General features: G+C 54.5%; 15 protein-coding genes. 13 read left to right on the top strand and 2 right to left on the bottom strand.

Going from position 1 to position 18,511, the window contains the following annotated elements; genetic code table 11:
• Positions 1-129: 129 nt before the first annotated feature.
• The 11 genes from ACOOGA_RS05935 to ACOOGA_RS05885 all read left to right on the top strand — a co-directional run bounded on the left by ACOOGA_RS05935 (position 130) and on the right by ACOOGA_RS05885 (position 12,194).
• On the top strand, positions 130-1,917 hold the full coding sequence (locus ACOOGA_RS05935) for an ATP-binding protein (protein ID WP_420429937.1): 1,788 nt from the start codon (positions 130-132) through the stop codon (positions 1,915-1,917).
• Positions 1,918-2,084: 167 nt separating this feature from the next.
• Positions 2,085-3,800 carry an ATP-binding protein gene (locus ACOOGA_RS05930; RefSeq protein ID WP_420429936.1) on the top strand — a complete coding sequence of 572 codons (1,716 nt, stop codon included), beginning with the start codon at positions 2,085-2,087 and terminating at the stop codon, positions 3,798-3,800.
• Between the two features lie 206 nt (positions 3,801-4,006).
• On the top strand, positions 4,007-5,389 hold the full coding sequence (gene ffh, locus ACOOGA_RS05925) for a signal recognition particle protein (protein ID WP_420429935.1): 1,383 nt from the start codon (positions 4,007-4,009) through the stop codon (positions 5,387-5,389).
• A gap of 91 nt (positions 5,390-5,480) precedes the next feature.
• Positions 5,481-5,927 carry a 30S ribosomal protein S16 gene (gene rpsP / locus ACOOGA_RS05920; RefSeq protein WP_420429934.1) on the top strand — a complete coding sequence of 149 codons (447 nt, stop codon included), beginning with the start codon at positions 5,481-5,483 and terminating at the stop codon, positions 5,925-5,927.
• Positions 5,928-5,994: 67 nt separating this feature from the next.
• Positions 5,995-6,612, top strand: coding sequence for a ribosome maturation factor RimM (gene rimM, locus ACOOGA_RS05915; RefSeq protein ID WP_420429933.1), 618 nt, complete (start codon positions 5,995-5,997; stop codon positions 6,610-6,612).
• Positions 6,609-7,328: a tRNA (guanosine(37)-N1)-methyltransferase TrmD gene (trmD, locus tag ACOOGA_RS05910; protein WP_420429932.1), complete on the top strand. Its 720-nt coding sequence runs from the start codon at positions 6,609-6,611 to the stop codon at positions 7,326-7,328. Before rimM ends, trmD begins: the two co-directional genes overlap by 4 nt.
• A gap of 4 nt (positions 7,329-7,332) precedes the next feature.
• Positions 7,333-7,713, top strand: a complete 381-nt coding sequence (rplS, locus tag ACOOGA_RS05905) for a 50S ribosomal protein L19 (protein ID WP_417462503.1) — start codon at positions 7,333-7,335, stop codon at positions 7,711-7,713.
• A gap of 209 nt (positions 7,714-7,922) precedes the next feature.
• The gene (gene leuC, locus ACOOGA_RS05900; RefSeq protein WP_420429931.1) at positions 7,923-9,329 is read left to right on the top strand and encodes a 3-isopropylmalate dehydratase large subunit; all 1,407 of its coding nucleotides are present in this window, start codon (positions 7,923-7,925) and stop codon (positions 9,327-9,329) included.
• 15 nt (positions 9,330-9,344) lie between these two features.
• The gene (gene leuD, locus ACOOGA_RS05895; protein WP_420429930.1) at positions 9,345-9,950 is read left to right on the top strand and encodes a 3-isopropylmalate dehydratase small subunit; all 606 of its coding nucleotides are present in this window, start codon (positions 9,345-9,347) and stop codon (positions 9,948-9,950) included.
• Between the two features lie 26 nt (positions 9,951-9,976).
• A complete protein-coding gene (gene leuB, locus ACOOGA_RS05890; protein WP_420429929.1) occupies positions 9,977-11,065 on the top strand; it encodes a 3-isopropylmalate dehydrogenase in 1,089 nt (362 codons plus the stop codon).
• 106 nt (positions 11,066-11,171) lie between these two features.
• Positions 11,172-12,194 (top strand): aspartate-semialdehyde dehydrogenase, encoded by a 1,023-nt coding sequence (locus ACOOGA_RS05885; RefSeq protein ID WP_417462507.1) that lies wholly within the window; start codon positions 11,172-11,174, stop codon positions 12,192-12,194.
• 38 nt (positions 12,195-12,232) lie between these two features.
• On the opposite strand, the gene ACOOGA_RS05880 is transcribed toward ACOOGA_RS05885, so the two are convergent.
• Entirely contained in the window at positions 12,233-13,480 is a 1,248-nt protein-coding gene (locus ACOOGA_RS05880; RefSeq protein WP_420429928.1) for a GAF domain-containing sensor histidine kinase, read from the bottom strand.
• 245 nt (positions 13,481-13,725) lie between these two features.
• Here ACOOGA_RS05880 and ACOOGA_RS05875 point away from each other — a divergent pair, with 245 nt between their 5' ends.
• Both ACOOGA_RS05875 and ACOOGA_RS05870 read left to right on the top strand, forming a co-directional pair.
• Positions 13,726-15,561: a M2 family metallopeptidase gene (locus ACOOGA_RS05875; protein ID WP_420429927.1), complete on the top strand. Its 1,836-nt coding sequence runs from the start codon at positions 13,726-13,728 to the stop codon at positions 15,559-15,561.
• Positions 15,562-15,642: 81 nt separating this feature from the next.
• Positions 15,643-16,524, top strand: a complete 882-nt coding sequence (locus ACOOGA_RS05870; RefSeq protein ID WP_420429926.1) for an HpcH/HpaI aldolase/citrate lyase family protein — start codon at positions 15,643-15,645, stop codon at positions 16,522-16,524.
• Here the strand turns inward: ACOOGA_RS05870 and ACOOGA_RS05865 are convergent.
• Complete coding sequence (locus ACOOGA_RS05865) at positions 16,521-18,479, bottom strand: alpha/beta hydrolase family protein (protein ID WP_420429925.1); 1,959 nt, start codon at positions 18,477-18,479, stop codon at positions 16,521-16,523. The genes ACOOGA_RS05870 and ACOOGA_RS05865 overlap by 4 nt on opposite strands.
• Positions 18,480-18,511: the final 32 nt, after the last annotated feature.

Genomic DNA, 18,511 nt, shown 5'->3' with positions numbered 1-18,511 from the left:
CTTTTTCATTATTCTACGGTTGGTTTAAATGCTGACCGCCGACCAGATTTCATCTAGATTGGTGCTGAAGGGTGGAGGGGAAAGTTTCTGAGCCAGAAAACCGATAGCGATTCCAGTGCGAGAGTAGCCGTGTTTGCGGCGCAAAACGATGCTGTGAAGCGTGCCCTTGACGGCATCTATCTGCAGCAGTTGCGAACGATTGTTGCGGTTGTCGCTGGATACTATCTGTTTTTGGCGATCGCCCACCAGTTTTTCCTGCCTCCTGAAATTCGGGGTACGCTTACCGGGCTCGCGCTTATTACTGCCTTTGTCAGCGGCGCGACATATGCGCTGGCTCGGTTAGGCAAAATCAGTGCCCGGATGAGCCATCTGGCTTTTGTGCCTGCAGGGCTGCTTGGGGTAACAAACGTCTATAGCCATATTGCGCTGACAGGTGACATCCTGCAGATGACCAACGCCGTGCTCGCGCTCATGGTGTTCGGGTTTGTAACCCTCAGCCCGTTTGTATATTTTTCGCTGACCAGTATTTCCGTCGTACTTTATATTTTCTGCCTGATGGATCTTGGTGGTGAGGAAGCCGGGCATTTTGCTTTTTTCCTCCTGCCGGCTTTTATGCTTGGGCTTTTGTGTTTTGCCCAGCGATACCGCACGCTTATTCATATTGAGCGCATGCGGTTAACCGACAGGCAAAAGAGCGACCAGTTGAAGGCTCTGAACGCTTCCGTCACCGAACAGATGCAGGAGGCCACAAGAGTCGCAGAAGAAGCACGGCGTGCGAACGAGTCCAAAGGTATCTTTCTCGCCAACACCAGCCATGAGTTGCGTACGCCGCTGACCGGTGTGCTTGGCATGATGAACTTGCTCGGACGCACCAAGCTGGATAGTGAACAACAGGAATTGGTGGAGGCCGCGCAGGTCAGTGCCAAAACGCTGCTCACGCTTATCAATGATATCCTTGACCTCGCCAAGCTGGATGAAGGCAAGCTGGAACTGAAAAACCAGCCGTTTGATGTTACCGAGACAGTGCGGCGGCTGGTGGACCTTCTTTTGCCGGCTGCACTTGAAAAGGGGTTGAAGCTGAATGTGCATGTGCCTGATGAGGCGGGCCTGCGCCTTGTGGGTGATCCGGTACGCATCGGGCAGATCCTGCTCAATTTTGTCAGTAACGCGATCAAGTTTACTGAAGAAGGACAGGTCGAGGTCACCGTAACCCTTGAGGCGGCTGATAGTGCGCTATACCGCCTTGGCTTGCTGGTTGAGGACACAGGTATCGGTTTTGACAAGGAAGCTGGGGCGAAATTGTTCCAGCGGTTTGAGCAGGTTGATGGTTCTGAGCGCCGCAAGCAGGGCGGCACGGGTCTCGGCCTCGCCATTTGCCGTGAGCTGTCGGACCTGATGGGAGGCACAATACATGCCGACAGCATGCCGGGTGTTGGCTCGCGCTTCCGCTTTGCCGTGACCCTGCCCAAGGCGGATGGCAGATATGATGATACCCCACGAGTGCGTGTGGACAGCGGACGGTTGAGCACGCTCAAGCTCCGTGTTTTGTTGGCGGAAGATAACCGCATCAACCAGATGCTGGTTGAAAAGCTATTGGCACGATACGCCTGGGATATTGTGATCGTGAACAACGGCCAGGAAGCGGTGACGACAGTTGGCGACGCTGCCGCAGGCGGGCACGGGTTCGACCTTGTATTGATGGATGTGCGCATGCCTGTGATGGACGGCAAGACGGCTGCTAAAGCGATCCGGGCCATGGACGGCGATGTTGCCAGAGTGCCGATTATCGCGCTAACCGCCAACACCATGCCGGAGGACATTGAAACCTACCGCGCCATTGGTATGGACGACGTGGTGGCGAAACCGATCGACATCGACCAGCTTGAGCAGGCGGTATCCAAACTCTTTCCTGAATAGCGATGTTTATTGAGCCAGCATTGCACCGGCGATAAGCCAGCGCACAAAAGATAACGCCGAAATATTCAGATGTCAGTAAAGGCTTAACCTTTGTACGCCAATGTGGGCGTTCGATTTTGCACATTGGGGGTGCAATCCGGAGGGAGGGTGCCATTTCAGGCAACCCAATGACTAAAGCACAATTGATTGACGCGGAGATGGAGGTCATCGCCTGGCAATATTTGCGGGTGGTGGCGATTGCATTTTGTATTTTCTACCTTCTGCGCGGGCTCAGTTATCTTTTCATGTTTCCGCCGGAAGTATCGGGTCTTCTTGGTTGGCCAGCTTTATTGAGCGCGGGGTTGAGCGCTCTCGTGTTGTTGCTGCAAATTACAGGGCGATTGCCGAAGGCCGCAATAGGAGCGGTGATGGTTGGGGTTGGCGTGTCGCTGATCTTCAATGTTTTTTGGAATCTTTATCTGACAGCAGACACCGTTCAGTTCACGAACGCCTGTTTTGCCATCATCGCGTTTGGTCTTGGCACTCTTTCAGCTCCCATATGGCTCGCGCAGGTTGTTGTTTGTCTGATGTGCTATTTTTATGCGTTGGATATTATGGGGCTCGATACCCGCATCTACACACAAATTGCCGTTTCGGCGGTGACGTTGTCTGCGGTTTCTTTTTTCTTGCGCGCCCCCACCATAAGGCGACGGGTTGAGCTGCAACTGGAGCTTGAGGAAAAGGCTCGTCACCTTGAGAGAGCGAATAAGGCCAAGGACAGGTTCGTGGCGAACATGAGCCACGAACTTCGCACTCCGCTGACGGGTGTGTTGGGCATGATGGATCTGCTCAGGGACACAAGGCTTGACCGCGAGCAGACACAGTTTCTTGATACCGCTCGCACAAGCGCGGATTTCCTTCTCGGGATCATCAATGACGTGTTGGATTATTCAAAGTTGGATGCCGGGAAGATCAAGCTCAAACCCGCGCCCCTGGATGTGCGGGCCTTGACCGAAAACCTCGCCTCAATGATGCGTGGACAGGCGGAACGGAAGTCCATTTCACTGACCCTGGACCTGCCCAAGGACCCGGTACCTGTGTCAGCGGATGCTGTGCGTGTGGGGCAGGTTCTTTATAACCTGGTCGGCAATGCGATCAAATTTACCGAGGTGGGCGGGGTAACGATCAGCCTGGAAGCAAAACAGCAAGCCAACAAGACATGCCTCTTCTGGCAGGTGTGCGACACGGGGGCGGGCATACCGCAAAATCGCATAGCACGTTTGTTCGAGCGGTTTGAACAGGCAGATGCTTCGGAAACCCGTAATCAGGTTGGGACTGGGCTCGGGTTGGCAATTATCCGGGAACTTCTCGCACTGATGGGGGGCGACGTCACGGTCGACAGCAAGATCGGGCACGGCACGACTTTTAGTGTCACTCTTTCTTTTGATAGCGTGCCCTTGTCAGCGCTTGTCAGCGAACAGGATGGTTTGGCGAATAAGGACCAGCCTGAGAAAGCGCAAACTGGTCCGCTTTATATCCTGTTGGCAGAAGACAATCGTGTGAACCAAATGCTCGTCAGCCGCCTTCTAGAGGCCGGGGGGTGGGAAGTCAAAATTGTACAGGATGGTGAAGCTGCAGTAGCTGCTGCGACCAAAAGTGATCGACCGTTCGACCTTGTCCTGATGGACGTTCAGATGCCGGTGCTCGACGGTGTGAGCGCAGCACGTATTATCCGTGCCTCGATGAAATCGCCGCCACCAATAATTGCCCTCACTGCGAATACCATGCGAGATGATGTGGAACGGTATCTGGCGGCCGGTATGGATGCTCATGTCGCCAAGCCGATTGACAGGCAACTTCTGTATCAGACAATTGGTACGGTGATGCAGCGGAAGGCTGATTAAACCTCGCGGTTTTGCTTGACAGTTTACCGTACCATCCTTATGTAAAGCGCACTTTCCCAAGGGAATGACAGACATATATGCGTCTTAAACGGTTCGCCCTGAGATGCCCACCAGTCAGCGAGTTTCGCCCACTGGTGCCATTGTTGTTTGGTTCAAGCCTTTGTTGGAAAAGATGAATTTGGAAAAGATGCAAGGCGATTTTGCTTATGTTTGACAGCTTGTCCGATCGGTTAGGTGGAATTCTCGATGGTTTGAAGCGCCGGGGTGCGCTCAAGGAATCGGATGTCACCGAAGCGCTCCGCGAAGTGCGGGTGGCCCTTCTGGAGGCTGATGTCGCGCTGCCGGTTGTCAAAGATTTTGTCGCAAAAGTAAAAACCAAAGCTGTTGGCCACGAAGTGATGAAGTCTGTCACGCCGGGCCAGCAGGTCGTCAAGATCGTCAACGACGAGCTTGTTGCCATGCTGGGCTCTGAAAGCTCGGGCCTCAATGTTATTGGCGTGCCGCCGGTTGCCATCCTGATGGTGGGTCTGCAGGGCTCTGGTAAAACCACGACGACCGCGAAGATTGCAAAACGTCTGACCGAGAAAGACCGCAAGAAGGTCCTGATGGCATCGCTGGACGTGCGCCGCCCGGCCGCGCAAGAGCAACTGAAGATACTCGGTGAGCAAATTGGCGTGAAAACGCTACCGATCATCCCGGGTCAGATGCCAGTTGATATCGCTCGCCGGGCGCTGGATGCCGCCAAGCTTCAGGGCTTTGATGTTGTCATGCTTGATACCGCAGGCCGGTTGCATGTTGACCAGGCCTTGATGGCTGAGGTCGTGGCGGTGCGGAACGCTACGATGCCAACGGAAACGCTTCTGGTGGCAGATAGTCTGACCGGCCAGGACGCTGTGAATGTGGCGAAAGAATTTGATGCGCAGGTCGGAATTACCGGCGTAGCGCTCACCCGTATGGATGGTGATGGCCGCGGTGGTGCTGCCCTTTCCATGCGGGCCGTCACTGGCAAGCCGATCAAGCTTGCGGGTACAGGCGAGAAAATGGATGCGCTTGAGGATTTCCATCCCGAGCGGGTTGCAGGCCGTATCCTTGGCATGGGCGACGTTGTCAGCCTTGTTGAGAAAGCGTCTGAGACTATTGAAAAAGAAGACGCCGAGAAGATGGCCAAGAAAATGGCCAAAGGCGAGTTTGACCTTGATGACTTGCGCACGCAGTTGCAGCAGATGTCAAAGATGGGTGGCATGAAAGGTGTTCTTGGCATGCTGCCCGGTATGGGCAAGCTCAAGGGCGCGATGAATGCTGGCGTTGATGACAAGGTCTTCAAACGTCAGGAAGCGATCATTTCATCAATGACGGCACAGGAACGCAGGAAACCACAGGTTCTCAACGCATCCCGCAAGAAGCGTGTTGCAGCGGGTTCCGGTACAAGCGTGCCTGAGGTGAACAAGCTTCTCAAGATGCATATGCAGATGGCGAAGATGATGAAAAAGATGTCCCGTATGGGCAAGAAGGGCGGCATGCCCGGAATGCCAGGTATGGGTGGAATGCCGGGTGGAATGCCGCCGGGCTTTGACAAGTTGTTCTCATAAGAGGTCGCCAACCTCACCGGGAATTGTTTTAAAACTTGAGAATACGTCCGGCAACGCCCGCGAGGCCCCGGACATCTGAAAGGAAAATAAAATGGCTGTTGCAATTCGTCTTGCCCGTGGTGGCGCTAAGAAACGTCCTTACTACCGTATCGTAGTTGCGGACACACGCGCTCGCCGCGATGGTAAATTCATCGAGAAAATTGGCCATTACAACCCAATGCTCGAAAAAGACGACGAGAACCGTGTAAGCTTTGACGCTGAGCGTGTGAAGCACTGGCTCGGTGAAGGCGCGAAGCCATCCGACCGTATTGCTCGTTTCCTCGAAGCTGCTGGTATCCTCGAAGCTAAAACCCGTAATAACCCAAACAAGGGCACGCCGGGCCAGCGCGCTCTCGACCTGATCGAAGAGAAAAAAGCGAAAGCTGAAGCTGCTGCGGAAGCCGCTAAAGAAGCAGAAGAAGCAGCAAAAGCTGCGGCTGCTGCTCCTGCTGCGGAAGAAGCACCAGTTGAAGAAGCTAAAGAAGAAGCTGCTGAGTAATCACAGCACGATGATCCATGCCCGGTACAGATGTGCCGGGCATGCTCATTTTTAAGGGTATGCCAAAATGGCTTCCGGGGCTCATGAACGCGCACAGCGCGGTGTTGAGGATGGTTGGATCTGCGTGGGTGCCTTATCGGGCGCGCACGGGGTGCGCGGCGACGTACGACTGAAGTCCTTCACTGAAGACCCGGAAGCCATTTTCGCATACCCCGCCCTTCATAAGGGTGCCGGGGGTACTAAAATCTCCCTCAAGCGGTTACGTGCTGACAAAGATGGTTTTATCGCCCGCATTGACGGTGTGACAAACCGTGAAAATGCGCAGGCAATGAAAAGCACCAAGCTTTATGTGCCGCGCGACGCATTCGCCCTTGAGGATGAGGACGAGTTCTACCTCGCCGACCTCATTGGCCTCAACGCTTGTGACACGCAGGGTAAAACAGTTGGCTTTGTGCGTGCTGTTGAGAACTTCGGCTCTGACGACCTTCTGGAGCTGGTGTTGGAGAAGCCTCTGCCGGGCCTTGGCCGATTTGCCTTTATTCCCTTCCGCAAAATTTATGTGCCAACCGTAGACTTGAAAGCGGAAACCATCACTATCGCGTTTGATGTCTGGGTCGAAACCCAGGTGAGCGAGCGGGACGGCGATGACGATGAAGGCGTTGAAAAAACAGGGGAAAACTTATGACTCCTGCGTTCACCGCACAGGTGTTGACCTTGTTCCCGGATATGTTCCCGGGCTGCCTTGGCATGTCCTTGGCGGGCAAGGGCCTTTCAGACGATCTGTGGGCGTTGAAAACACTGGACATTCGCGATTTTTCGAGCGATAAGCACCGCTCGGTTGACGACACCCCCGCGGGTGGCGGTCCTGGAATGGTGCTTAGAGCAGATATTTTAGGCCGCGCGATAGATGCAGCGCGCGCGGAGGCCAAATCGGAATGGCCACTTGTTTATATGAGCCCTCGAGGCAAATGCTTCGACCAGAAAGAGGCTCACAGGTGGAAAAATGCAGGCGGTGTAACGCTGCTGTGTGGCCGGTTTGAAGGTGTCGATGAGCGGGTTTTGGAAGCGCGTGGCGTGGAAGAGATCAGCGTAGGTGATTTTGTGTTGTCTGGCGGTGAACCAGCGGCGCTTGTAATGCTTGATGCGGTTGTTCGCCTGCTGCCCGGCGTGATGGGCGCGGCAGAGACGCTGGATGAAGAGAGTTTTGAGAGCGGACTCCTAGAGTACCCTCAATACACCAGGCCTCAGGTCTGGGAAGATCGGGAAATTCCCGAGGTGCTCACAAGTGGGCACCATGGTCGTGTCGCCCAGTGGCGCCGCGAAAAAGCTGAAGAGTTAACTCGGGTACGCCGGCCGGATCTCTGGTCGACCTATGTTCGGGAAAAAAAAGAAAAGGTTTAAACCGATGAACATCATTCAAAAGCTCGAGCAAGAGCATATTGCCAAGCTCACGGAAGACAAAACTATTCCTGCGTTTGGCGCTGGTGACACGCTGCGTGTTGACGTGAAAGTTAAAGAGGGTGAGCGCGAGCGTATCCAGGCATTTGAAGGTGTCTGCATTGCACGTGCAAACAAGGGTATCAGCTCAAACTTCACCGTACGGAAAATTTCCTACGGCGAAGGTGTTGAGCGTGTGTTCCCACTCTATGGCCCAGCCGTTGATGCCATCACAGTTGTTCGCCGCGGTAAAGTACGCCGTGCGAAGCTTTACTACCTGCGTGGCCGTACTGGTAAAGCTGCTCGTATCGTTGAAAAGCGTGATTTCCGCAAAAACGACGCGAAATAATATTACAATCCTCGGCAGCAAGCTTTTTATTTGTTGCGTATTGTCGAGGGTGGCTATAAAGAACGGGGGCGGGTCGCAGATCCTGCCCCCGTTTTTCATTTTGGCTGATTAAATAGCCCGTGCTCCGCCAGAGCATGATACTGAAAAACACACTAAATGCCGGAAGGTCCGGGAAGGTACCAAACACAGACAAACACCGATGAGCGGAGTTGATGATGCCAAGAACGATGTACGATAAGATCTGGGAAGGCCATGTTGTCGAGAAAAGAAGCGACAGTGTTTCCCTACTATATATCGACCGTCACCTTGTGCATGAAGTGACAAGCCCGCAGGCGTTTGAAGGCTTACGCGTGAGCGGCCGTACCATTCGCCGCCCCGATAGCATCATTGCGGTGCCGGACCATAACGTTCCCACCAAAGACCGCGATAAGCCAAACCCTGACCCGATGTCGACCGCGCAGCTCAAAGCCCTTGAAACCAACGTCAAGGAGTTCGGGCTTGATTATATCCCGATGGATGACGTGCGGCAGGGCATTGTGCATGTGGTAGGGCCGGAGCAGGGCTTCACCCAGCCGGGCGTAACACTGGTGTGCGGCGACAGCCATACCTCAACCCACGGCGCTTTTGGTGCGCTGGCGTTTGGTATTGGCACCAGCGAGGTTGAGCATGTGCTGGCGACCCAGACGCTTGTGCTCAAGAAATCAAAAAATATGCGCGTCACAGTAAACGGTACTTTGCCTGTTGGCTGTTCTGCGAAAGATGTTGCGCTTGCGATCATCGGCCATATCGGCACGGCAGGCGGCACTGGTCACGTGATTGAATATTCGGGCTCTGTGATCGAAAGCCTTTCGATGGAAGGGCGTATGACGCTCTGTAATATGTCGATTGAGGCTGGCGCACGTGCGGGCCTTGTGGCGCCTGACGAGAAAACCTTCACCTACCTGAAGGGCCGCCCCTATGCACCAAAAGCCGGGCAATGGGATGCAGCCGTTGCGCACTGGAAATCACTTCGCTCAGATGAGGGCGCGCAGTTTGACCGTGAGGTTGTGCTGAACGGTGATGATATCGTGCCGCTTGTAACCTGGGGCACAAGCCCCGAGGACGTGGCCCCTGTTACCGGCACCATCCCGGCGGTGAGCAGCTTTGCAGACCGTGCGAAACAGGAAGGTGTGGTGAAGGCGCTTGAATATATGGGCCTCAAGGAAGGCATGGCCATCACTGATATCAAGGTGGACCGCGTGTTTGTGGGGTCCTGCACCAACAGCCGGATTGAAGATTTGCGCGAAGCCGCAGGCGTTATCAAGGGCCGCAAGGTGGCGGGTCATATCATTGAAGCGATGATCGTGCCGGGTTCTGGCCTTGTGAAAGAGCTGGCGGAGCAAGAAGGCCTCGACAAGATATTCACGGACGCTGGTTTTCAGTGGCGGGAGCCGGGCTGTTCCATGTGCCTTGCCATGAACCCGGATAAAGCCGGGCCGGGTGAGCATGTGGCAAGTACCAGCAACCGCAACTTTGTCAGCAGGCAAGGGCCGGGCGCACGCACGCATCTGGTGAGCCCCGCAATGGCGGCCGCCGCGGCAATTGCTGGCCACTTTGTTGACGTACGCGAATTTTAAGGGCGGAGAGAGACGATGGAAAAATTCACCAAAATCACCTCAATCGCAACGCCTTTCCCGCGGGTGAACATTGATACGGATATTATTATTCCGGCAAAACACCTGAAGTCGATCGAGCGTACCGGCTTTGGCAAGTTTGCATTTGAAAGCGTACGATTTGACGCTGACGGCAACCGCATCAAAGACAATGTGTTTGATGGCGAGCGCTATAAGGGCGCAAAAATCCTGATCGCGGGCGATAACTTTGGTTGTGGTTCGAGCCGCGAGCACGCGCCGTGGGCAATTGCTGACCTTGGCTACCGCTGTCTGATTGCCCCAAGTTTTGCGGATATCTTTGCGGGCAACTGCATCAAGAACGGCATCCTGACCGTTGAACTGCCACAGGAAGCTGTGGACGCGCTGGTGATGGCCGCAGAAGCGGGCCATGAAATCCATGTGGATCTGGACGCACAGACGGTCACCTGCCAGAACGCGCATTATGAATTTGACTTCAATTCCGAGCACAAGGACATGCTGATGCAGGGCCTTGACGAGATCGGCCAGACGCTGACCGCCAAGGCAGCCATTGGCAATTATGAAGCCAAACAGAAGATGCAAACGCCCTGGCTTTACCGGGCATAAAATAACCTATCAGGCGAGGAAGTTTCATGAGCACATATAATATTATGCTGTTGCCCGGTGACGGTATCGGGCCGGAGATTACCGCAGAAGTACGCCGTGTGATGGCATGGGTTGAAGGCGCTTATGGTGTGACCTTCAATGTGGAAGAAGGCCTGATTGGTGGTTGTGCTTATGACGCGGAGGGCACACCGCTTTCTGATGCGACGCTTGCGCGCGCCAAAGCATCTGACGCTATCCTGCTGGCGTGTGTTGGTGGCCCGAAGTGGGACAGCAAAACCGATTATGACAAACGCCCGGAAGCGGGGCTTTTGCGCCTGCGGAAAGATCTGGACCTGTTCGCGAACTTGAGGCCAGCCATGTGCTTTGATGCGCTGGCAGATGCCTCAAGCCTGAAGCGTGAATATGTGGCCGGGCTTGATATCCTTTTTGTACGCGAACTTGCAGGCGGTGTTTATTTTGGTGAGCCGCGCGGCATTGAAGACCTGCCCGGTGGTGGGCGTGTTGGTATCAATACCCAGCGTTACACAGATGCGGAGATTATCCGCATTTCGCGCGTCGCGTTTGAGATGGCGCGCAAGCGTGGTGGTAAAGTGCATAGCGCAGAAAAAGCCAACGTGATGGAAGCCGGGCTTTTGTGGCGCGAGGAAGTCACCAAACTGCACGCTGCTGAATATTCGGATATAAAGCTTGAGCATATTCTCGCGGATAACTGCGCCATGCAGCTGGTGAAAAATCCCAAGCAGTTTGATGTGATCCTCACGGATAACCTGTTTGGTGATTTGCTCTCGGATGCTGCGGCGATGCTCACTGGTTCGCTTGGTATGCTGCCGTCCGCATCGCTGGGCGCAGGAGGGCCCGGGCTTTATGAACCTGTACACGGTTCCGCCCCCGATATTGCAGGGCAGGGTATTGCCAACCCGCTTGCGGCTATCCTCTCGTTTGCGATGGCGCTACGTTACTCCCTCGATATGGGGGAAGCGGCCGACAAGATTGAGGTGGCTGTCTCTCGCACGCTTGATGAAGCTCGTACCGGTGATATCTGGGCTGAAGGCTTCACCCGCGTGGGCACATCCGGCATGGGCGATGCGGTGCTCAAGGCGCTTGAAAAAGCGTGAAGCAGGCGCAGTAAAACTAAACAATCACGTCATCTAATAGAGTTTGACCAAATAGCGGGTAACCTTCACAAAAGGCCCCGAAATTGTAGCCCCATAGGAGATTAACATGGGTTTTCGTGTCGCTGTTGTAGGTGCGACCGGTAATGTCGGTCGTGAAATGCTGAACATCCTCGCTGAACGGGACTTCCCGGCGACGGAAGTTATTGCCATCGCGTCGCGAAAATCGATGGGACAGAAGGTAGGCTATGGCGAGAAGGAAATTACCGTCGTCGCGCTTGATACCTTCAACTTCAAGGGTGTTGATATAGCACTTTTTGCGGCGGGTTCTGGTGTGTCGAAAGAGTTTGGCCCGAAGGCCGCAGCCGCAGGCGCCATGGTGATCGATAACTCATCGTATTACCGCATGGACCCTGACGTGCCACTTGTGGTGCCGGAGGTGAATCCGCACCACCTGAAGAAAATCAAGAAAAATATCATCGCAAACCCGAACTGCTCAACGGCGCAAATGCTTGTGGCTCTCAAGCCGTTGCATGATGCGGCGGTGATCAAGCGTGTTGTTGTATCCACCTACCAGTCTGTATCTGGTGCGGGTAACGAAGCGATGGATGAGCTGTTCACTCAGACCCGTGCGGTGTTCGTGAATGACCCGATTGTGAAAGAGAAATTCTCCAAGCAGATCGCGTTCAACGTGATTCCGCACATTGATGTGTTCATGGATGACGGCTCCACCAAAGAAGAGTGGAAGATGGTTGCCGAGACACACAAGATGCTCGACCCCAATATCCAGTTAACTGCGACATGTGTTCGTGTGCCGGTGTTTGTGGGCCATTCGGAAGCGATCAACATCGAGTTCAAGAACGAGATGACTGAGAAGCAGGCACGGGCGCTTCTGCGTGAGGCGCCCGGTTGCATGGTGATCGACAAGCGTGAAGACGGTGGTTACATCACGCCGGTTGAATGTGTTGGAGATTTTGCGACCTTCATCTCCCGTATCCGCAAGGACCCAACGGTGAAAAACGGCCTCAATATCTGGGTGGTGTCTGACAACTTGCGCAAAGGCGCGGCACTCAACGCGGTGCAGATTGCAGAATCGCTCATCAATCAGGGCATTTTGTCCGTGGCAGCATAAACGCCAAAAACAGCGATAAGAATTGCAAGAGGGCGGCTTTAGATGAAGTCGCCCTCTTCCGTTTGTACAAGGGAGCGAGGGAAGATGAGGTGAGCTTTGGTGCCTTTGCCTTTTTCACTTTCTATCAGCAGTTCGCCGCCCTGGCGCTGCATCAATAGCGCAGTGATTGGCAAACCGAGCCCGGCCCCTTCCTGATGCATATCATAGGCATGGGTGAAAGTGCCAAGCGGCTCGGTTGCTTTTGCAATTTCCCCTGGGCTCATGCCCACGCCACCGTCAATCACGCTAAGCCGGGCATTGCTGCTCTCATCCTCCTCAACCACAATCTCGATCTTGCCGTTACTGGTGAATTTCACCGCGTTTGACAGCAGATTCATCAGCGCCTTTTTGGTGTGCCCGGCATCGCCGTGCACAATCAGCGCGTCAGACCGCGTGGCGGCGGCAACTGTCAGGTTTTTGCTCGCCGCTTGCTGTTGGATCAGCCGCCTGCCGGTGCGGGCGATATCCAGAAGGTCGAACTTCTCACGTTTTGATGTCTCGTCAGAAATCTCGAGCATGGCGAGGGACATGATATCGCTAATGAGGGCCAGAAGTTCCTCGCCAGACGAGCAGATACTGTTGGCATAGTTGCTGATGGTTGTTTTGTCTGCTTGTCCGTCACGAATGAGAGAGGCGTAGCCCACCATGGCACCCAAGGGGGTGCGCAGCTCATGCCCGATGTTGGCCATGAACATGGATTTTGAATAGTTTAGCAGAAGCGCCTGACTGATGGTTTCCTTCAGCTTGTTTTCATATTGGGTGTGCACCAGCTCCGCCTGCGTGCGGCTTCGCGCAAGTTTCATCACTGTATGCAGCGCGCCATCCTCAGGGATCGCGGTTTTGCTCATGGCAATCAGGGTGCCTTCAACGCGCTTGGGGTCTTCTCCAATAAGCGGAAAGCCAACATATCCCTCGATCTCATGCTCTTCCAGATAAGCGTCTTTAGTATAGGTTTCACGAACGGCACTTTCGTAAAAGCACCCGCGTTTATTCACGGTTTCCCAGCACGGTGTGCGGTCAAGTGGGTAGTCAGTGGGCGGCATTGATGCGCCGTGTTCATAATGGGCAAGCGTGCGCGCGCTCATATGGTCTGCACTGAGCAGGGAGACATAGGCGATATCTGCGCCAAAGTGCTCAGCCAACAGTTTGCACAAGGCTTGGAAATAGGCTTTGCCGGTGAGGTGCGTGATGCCCTCAAAGGCGGCCAACGGCTCAGTACCGGCGCTCTTTTCGTTCCTGGCTGACATCGTGTCTCCGCTTCATGCCATACTGCCGGAAAGTGCAGCACAACATTAAATAATATAGCGCCCCCTTGAGCACGTGTTATTACAGCACAGGATGGTTAACGAAACGTCAGCATTTGCAATACAGATGCCGTTGTGGGCTGTGGACAGACCAGTTGACAGACCCGGGGCGATTTGCATGATCATGACGCGGCGCAGGGCAAGCGTGGCACGGCCTAAAGAGCTAATATAATAACGGAGGGGTTATCATGGCACAGTGGAAATCAGGGATATCAGTTATTGCGCTGACAGTTGCGCTTTCGCTCACCGCATGCGGCGAGAAAAGCGAAAATGAGGCAGATGCATCGAAAACTGCGGTACCAACGGTTGCTGAAGCCGAGGCTTTCATGCGTGAGGCTGAGCAGAAGCTTTCTGACGAGGGTAAAAGCTTCAGCCGCAAGGCCTGGGTGCAAGCCAACTTTATTACAGCAGACACAAACATTATCGTAGCCGAGGCTGATGAGGCCTTCACCTTGCTGGGTGTCAAGCTTGCCAATGAGGCAAAACGATTTGACGGGCTTGACCTGCCGCCCGAGCTTGCGCGTAAAATGACCATCCTCAAGGCGGCACTAACTTTGCCAGCCCCGGATGATGCAGAGAAAACGGCGGAGCTGGCAACCATTAAAGCCAACCTTGATGCCACTTACGGCACTGGCAAGGTGGAGATGGAAGGCGAGACTCTGTCGCTTGGCCAGGTGTCGGATATTATGGCGGAAGACCGCACGCCGGAGCGCCTTTTGGCCGCGTGGGATGGCTGGCATAAAATCTCCAAGCCAATGAAAGACGACTATGCCCGCATGGTGGATATTGCCAATGAGGGTGCGAGCGAGCTTGGCTACAAGGATGTCGGCGCCATGTGGCGTGGTGGCTATGATATGGACCCCGATGCTTTCGCCGCGATGGTTGATGAAATGTGGGGTGACGTGAAGCCGCTTTATGACGCGCTGCATTGTCACGTTCGGGCCAAGCTTTCAGATTTTTACGGTGACCGTGTGGTACCGGATAGTGGCCCGATCCCAGCGCATCTTCTGGGTAATATGTGGGCGCAGGAGTGGGGCAACATATACCCGGTCGTGCAGCCTGAAGGTACTGCAGGTGGCAGCATCGACGTGACCAGCAAGTTGGTTGAAAAAGGCTATGACGCCAAGAAGATGGCAAAAACCGCAGAGGGGTTCTTCACCTCGCTGGGGTTTGAACCGCTGCCGGATACCTTCTGGGATCGTTCGCTGTTCGTTAAGCCAGCGGACCGCGAAGTGCAGTGCCACGCATCAGCCTGGAACATTGATGGCAAGGACGATGTGCGCATCAAGATGTGCACTAAAGTGAATGGTGAGGATTTTGTGACCGTGCACCATGAGCTTGGTCATAACTTCTATCAGCGTGCTTATAAGGACCAAAGCCCGCTGCACCAGAACGGGGCCAATGATGGCTTCCATGAAGCTATTGGCGATATGGTCGCGCTGTCGATGACACCGGATTACCTCAAGCAGATTGGTCTGATCGAAGAAGTGCCCGCCAGCAGCGACCCGATCCCGGCGCTCTTGCGTCAGGCGATGGATAAAGTGGCCTTCCTGCCGTTTGGTTTGATGGTTGATAAATGGCGCTGGCAGGTTTTCTCCGGCGAGGTGACGCCCGACCAGTATAACGATGCCTGGTGGAAACTTCGGGAAGAATACCAGGGCCTGAAAGCACCAAATGAGCGCCCGGCTGATGCCTTTGACCCGGGTGCCAAGTATCATATTCCCGGCAACACGCCTTATATGCGTTATTTCCTCGCCCGCATCCTTCAGTTCCAGTTCTACAAAGCAGCCTGTGATCAGGCGGGCTGGACGGGGCCGCTTGCTGAATGCTCGATCTACGGCAACAAGGAAGTGGGTGCCAAGTTTAATGCCATGATGGAAATGGGTGCATCGAAGCCGTGGCCGGAAGCGCTTGAAGCCTTCACTGGCAGCCGCGAGATGAGCGGTGATGCAATCATCGCCTATTTCGAGCCGCTTAAGGTTTGGCTTGATGAGCAAAATGCAAACCGTACCTGTGGTTGGTAACTACGACGGCTGGTAGAGAGCGGAGGCCCGTGTGAGCAGCGCGGGCCTTCATGAAGTGAGGACAATAACAAGGGGCAGTGGATGATGGACTTTCGGCCATATCGCAGCATGCTTTTCATGCCTGCATCTAACGCCCGCGCGCTTGATAAAGCACGAGAATTACCCTCTGACGGTGTTATCTTTGACCTTGAAGATGCGGTAGCGCCAGACGCGAAAGCCGATGCCCGTAAACAGGCCGCCAGTGCGCTCAAGGCGGGTGGCTATGGCAAGCGAACTCGTGTCGTGCGCATCAACGGCCTTGATACATCCTGGTGGCGGGAGGATCTGGCCGCCGCCCTTGAAGGACAGCCAGACGCTATTCTTGTGCCCAAGGTGGACGACCCCTCAATCCTCAGCAGGATTGAGGAAGAACTGGCGTGGCTTGGTGGGGCTGACAAGGTCGCACTTTGGTCGATGATCGAGACACCAAAGGCATATTTGCGCCTCGAAGAGCTTGCGACTGTTACGGATCGGCAAACCACGTGGGTTGTTGGCACCAACGATCTGATCAAGGACCTGCACGCCAGCCATACCAAAGACCGTATGCCGGTGATGACAGCACTTTCAATGGCGCTTCTTGTGGCGCGGGCCTATGGGCTCACGATCCTTGACGGCGTGTACGGCAACTTCAAAGACGTGGACGGTTTCCGGACTGAGTGTGTTCAGGCGCACGAGATGGGCTTTGACGGTAAAACGCTGATCCACCCATCACAAGTGGACGCGGCTAATGAGGTGTTTGCCCCAAGCGGCGATGACGTAGCGCTGGCGCGCCGCATGATTGCAGCATTTGAGGAAGCCAAACAGCGTGGTGCAGGGGTTGCGGTGCTTGATGGCCGCATGGTCGAGGAACTGCATGTGGTTGAGGCTCGGCGGCAAGTGGCGATGGCCGAAGCCATCGCCGGGATGTTTCCAAAAGGAACTTAGCGCCCAATCTGGGTTGCGAGAAATTTTTCCATTTCCGTTAGTACGGTAAGGCGGGATTCTGCCGTATCCATATGGTGTCCACCGTCTTCAATCATCACGTAACGGCTGGCCTTGCCCAGCTTGGCGAGACGCTTGTGCATGGCTTCCGATACGCCATAGTCGATGCGGGTATCGTCCTTAGATGACATCAGTAGCACTGGCGCACTGACACCTTCGGATCGATGATAGGGTGAGACATCGCTCGATGATGCACCTTCAAGGCCGATCTTCTTCACCCAGTCGCGGCCGCCGATGACGTTGTATTTGTCTTCAGCGATGAGCCGAGGCAGATCGGTGACGCCATTAATTGAAACGGCACATTTATATAAACCGGGCTCCTTGATTACGCCCATCAGGGAAGCGTAACCACCGTAGGACGCTCCTACGATACAGACGTTGTCTTTATCAGCGATGCCTTGTTTGATGAGCCACTGCGTTGCGTCTGTCACGTCATCCTGCATAAGGCCACCCCACTGCGAGTCGCCCGCCCTTTCAAAAGCAGGGCCGTAACCTGTTGACCCCCGAAAATTGGGTTGCAACACAACATAGCCACGGCTGGCAAGGAACTGTGCCCACCAGTCCCAGTCGGCAGTGTCGCGCGCCCAGGGGCCACCGTGTACCAGCACAACAGCGGGCAAGCCTTTTGCGGTTTCCTTGCCCTTCGGCATGGTTACATAGCCTGGTATGCTAGTGCCGTCTCGCACCGGTATAGTCGCTGGCATGGCAGGGCTGGACATCGCCGGATCGATGCCGTGCATGTAGGAGCCGAGAGTTTTCATCTCCTTGGTCTTGAAATCCAGCCAATAGTAGACACCGGGATCGGTTGGGCTGTCAGAGAAAATAAGGTAGGTGTGAGCGCCTTTTGCCTTGCTATATATGTGGTTCGTTGTGTCGGGCAAGGCTTTGTTGATCGCGCCTTGAACCTTGTGCATCGTCTTGTCGAAATATACCACGTGGCTCACGTCGGATGTGTAAAAATACCCTGCCGCTTTCCCGGTTTCCGGATGATCCAAAACGCCGCCGATGTCATAATGCTCATCTTCAAACACTGTTTCAATGATCGCGCCGGAAATGAGATTGAGCTTGTAAAGCCCTTTGGTGCCGAAGCGACTGGGGCCGGAGACAAAAATAACGTTGGGATTTTCGTCAAAACCGCGAACGTTATACCGGTTCGCCCATTCTGTCTTTTTGAGCGCAAACCAGTTCCCGTCTGCATCACGGAGGGAGCTTATATAGTCGCTGGTACCGGCAATATATCCTGAGCCATAGCGGACTTCACCGGTGTGGTCTGCGTACCAGTTTTGAATGCCGCGACGGTCCCGCTGGACGATATCATAGTCACCGTCGTTAACATTCAGCTTTCTGACTTCATAGGCACCGTCGTGATCTGCATCCAGCGAAAGCAATATATGATCAGGTTCGTCCGGCAGGATATCCAGGATGTCATGCTGGAGCTGGGCAGGGTCGAACTCGATCCTGCCGGCGGTAGACCCACCCTTCTTCTCCGTGTGGTTTTTGACAATCCATGACGCATTGGTGCCGTCCCTGTCGATGCCAACAAGCCGTGTCATTGTATATTGTCCTGAGATACCGCGGTAGCTACCAGACAGTTCATAAACGATAAGAACACGCTCGTCGTTAGCCCAGTAGAAGGTGGCGATATCTGCCTTTTCAAGCGGGGGCACCATAACTCTGTCGGTGCGGTCAATATTTTCAAGGACCAGCACAATCCGGCCGCCGTCGTGGGTGAGATAGCCAATCTGCTGCGCGTTTGGCGACATTTTTACCGATTGCATGTTGGGTAACGATGCATAGGCGCTAGCGGGCAAAAGGTCTGCCGCTAAAGCGCTTGGGCTGCCTAAAAGAGCTGTAAAAGCAAATGCGCAGATGCATTGCTTCAGTCGGTTAATGGTCATTTTGTGTGATCCCCCAATAGAAAAATACAACA

Origin of the sequence: Kordiimonas sp. (assembly GCF_965216265.1) — a bacterium.
In the GTDB taxonomy this organism is placed as follows: Bacteria; Pseudomonadota; Alphaproteobacteria; order Sphingomonadales; family Kordiimonadaceae; genus Kordiimonas.
This window is presented reverse-complemented; position numbering and strand designations above follow the sequence as displayed.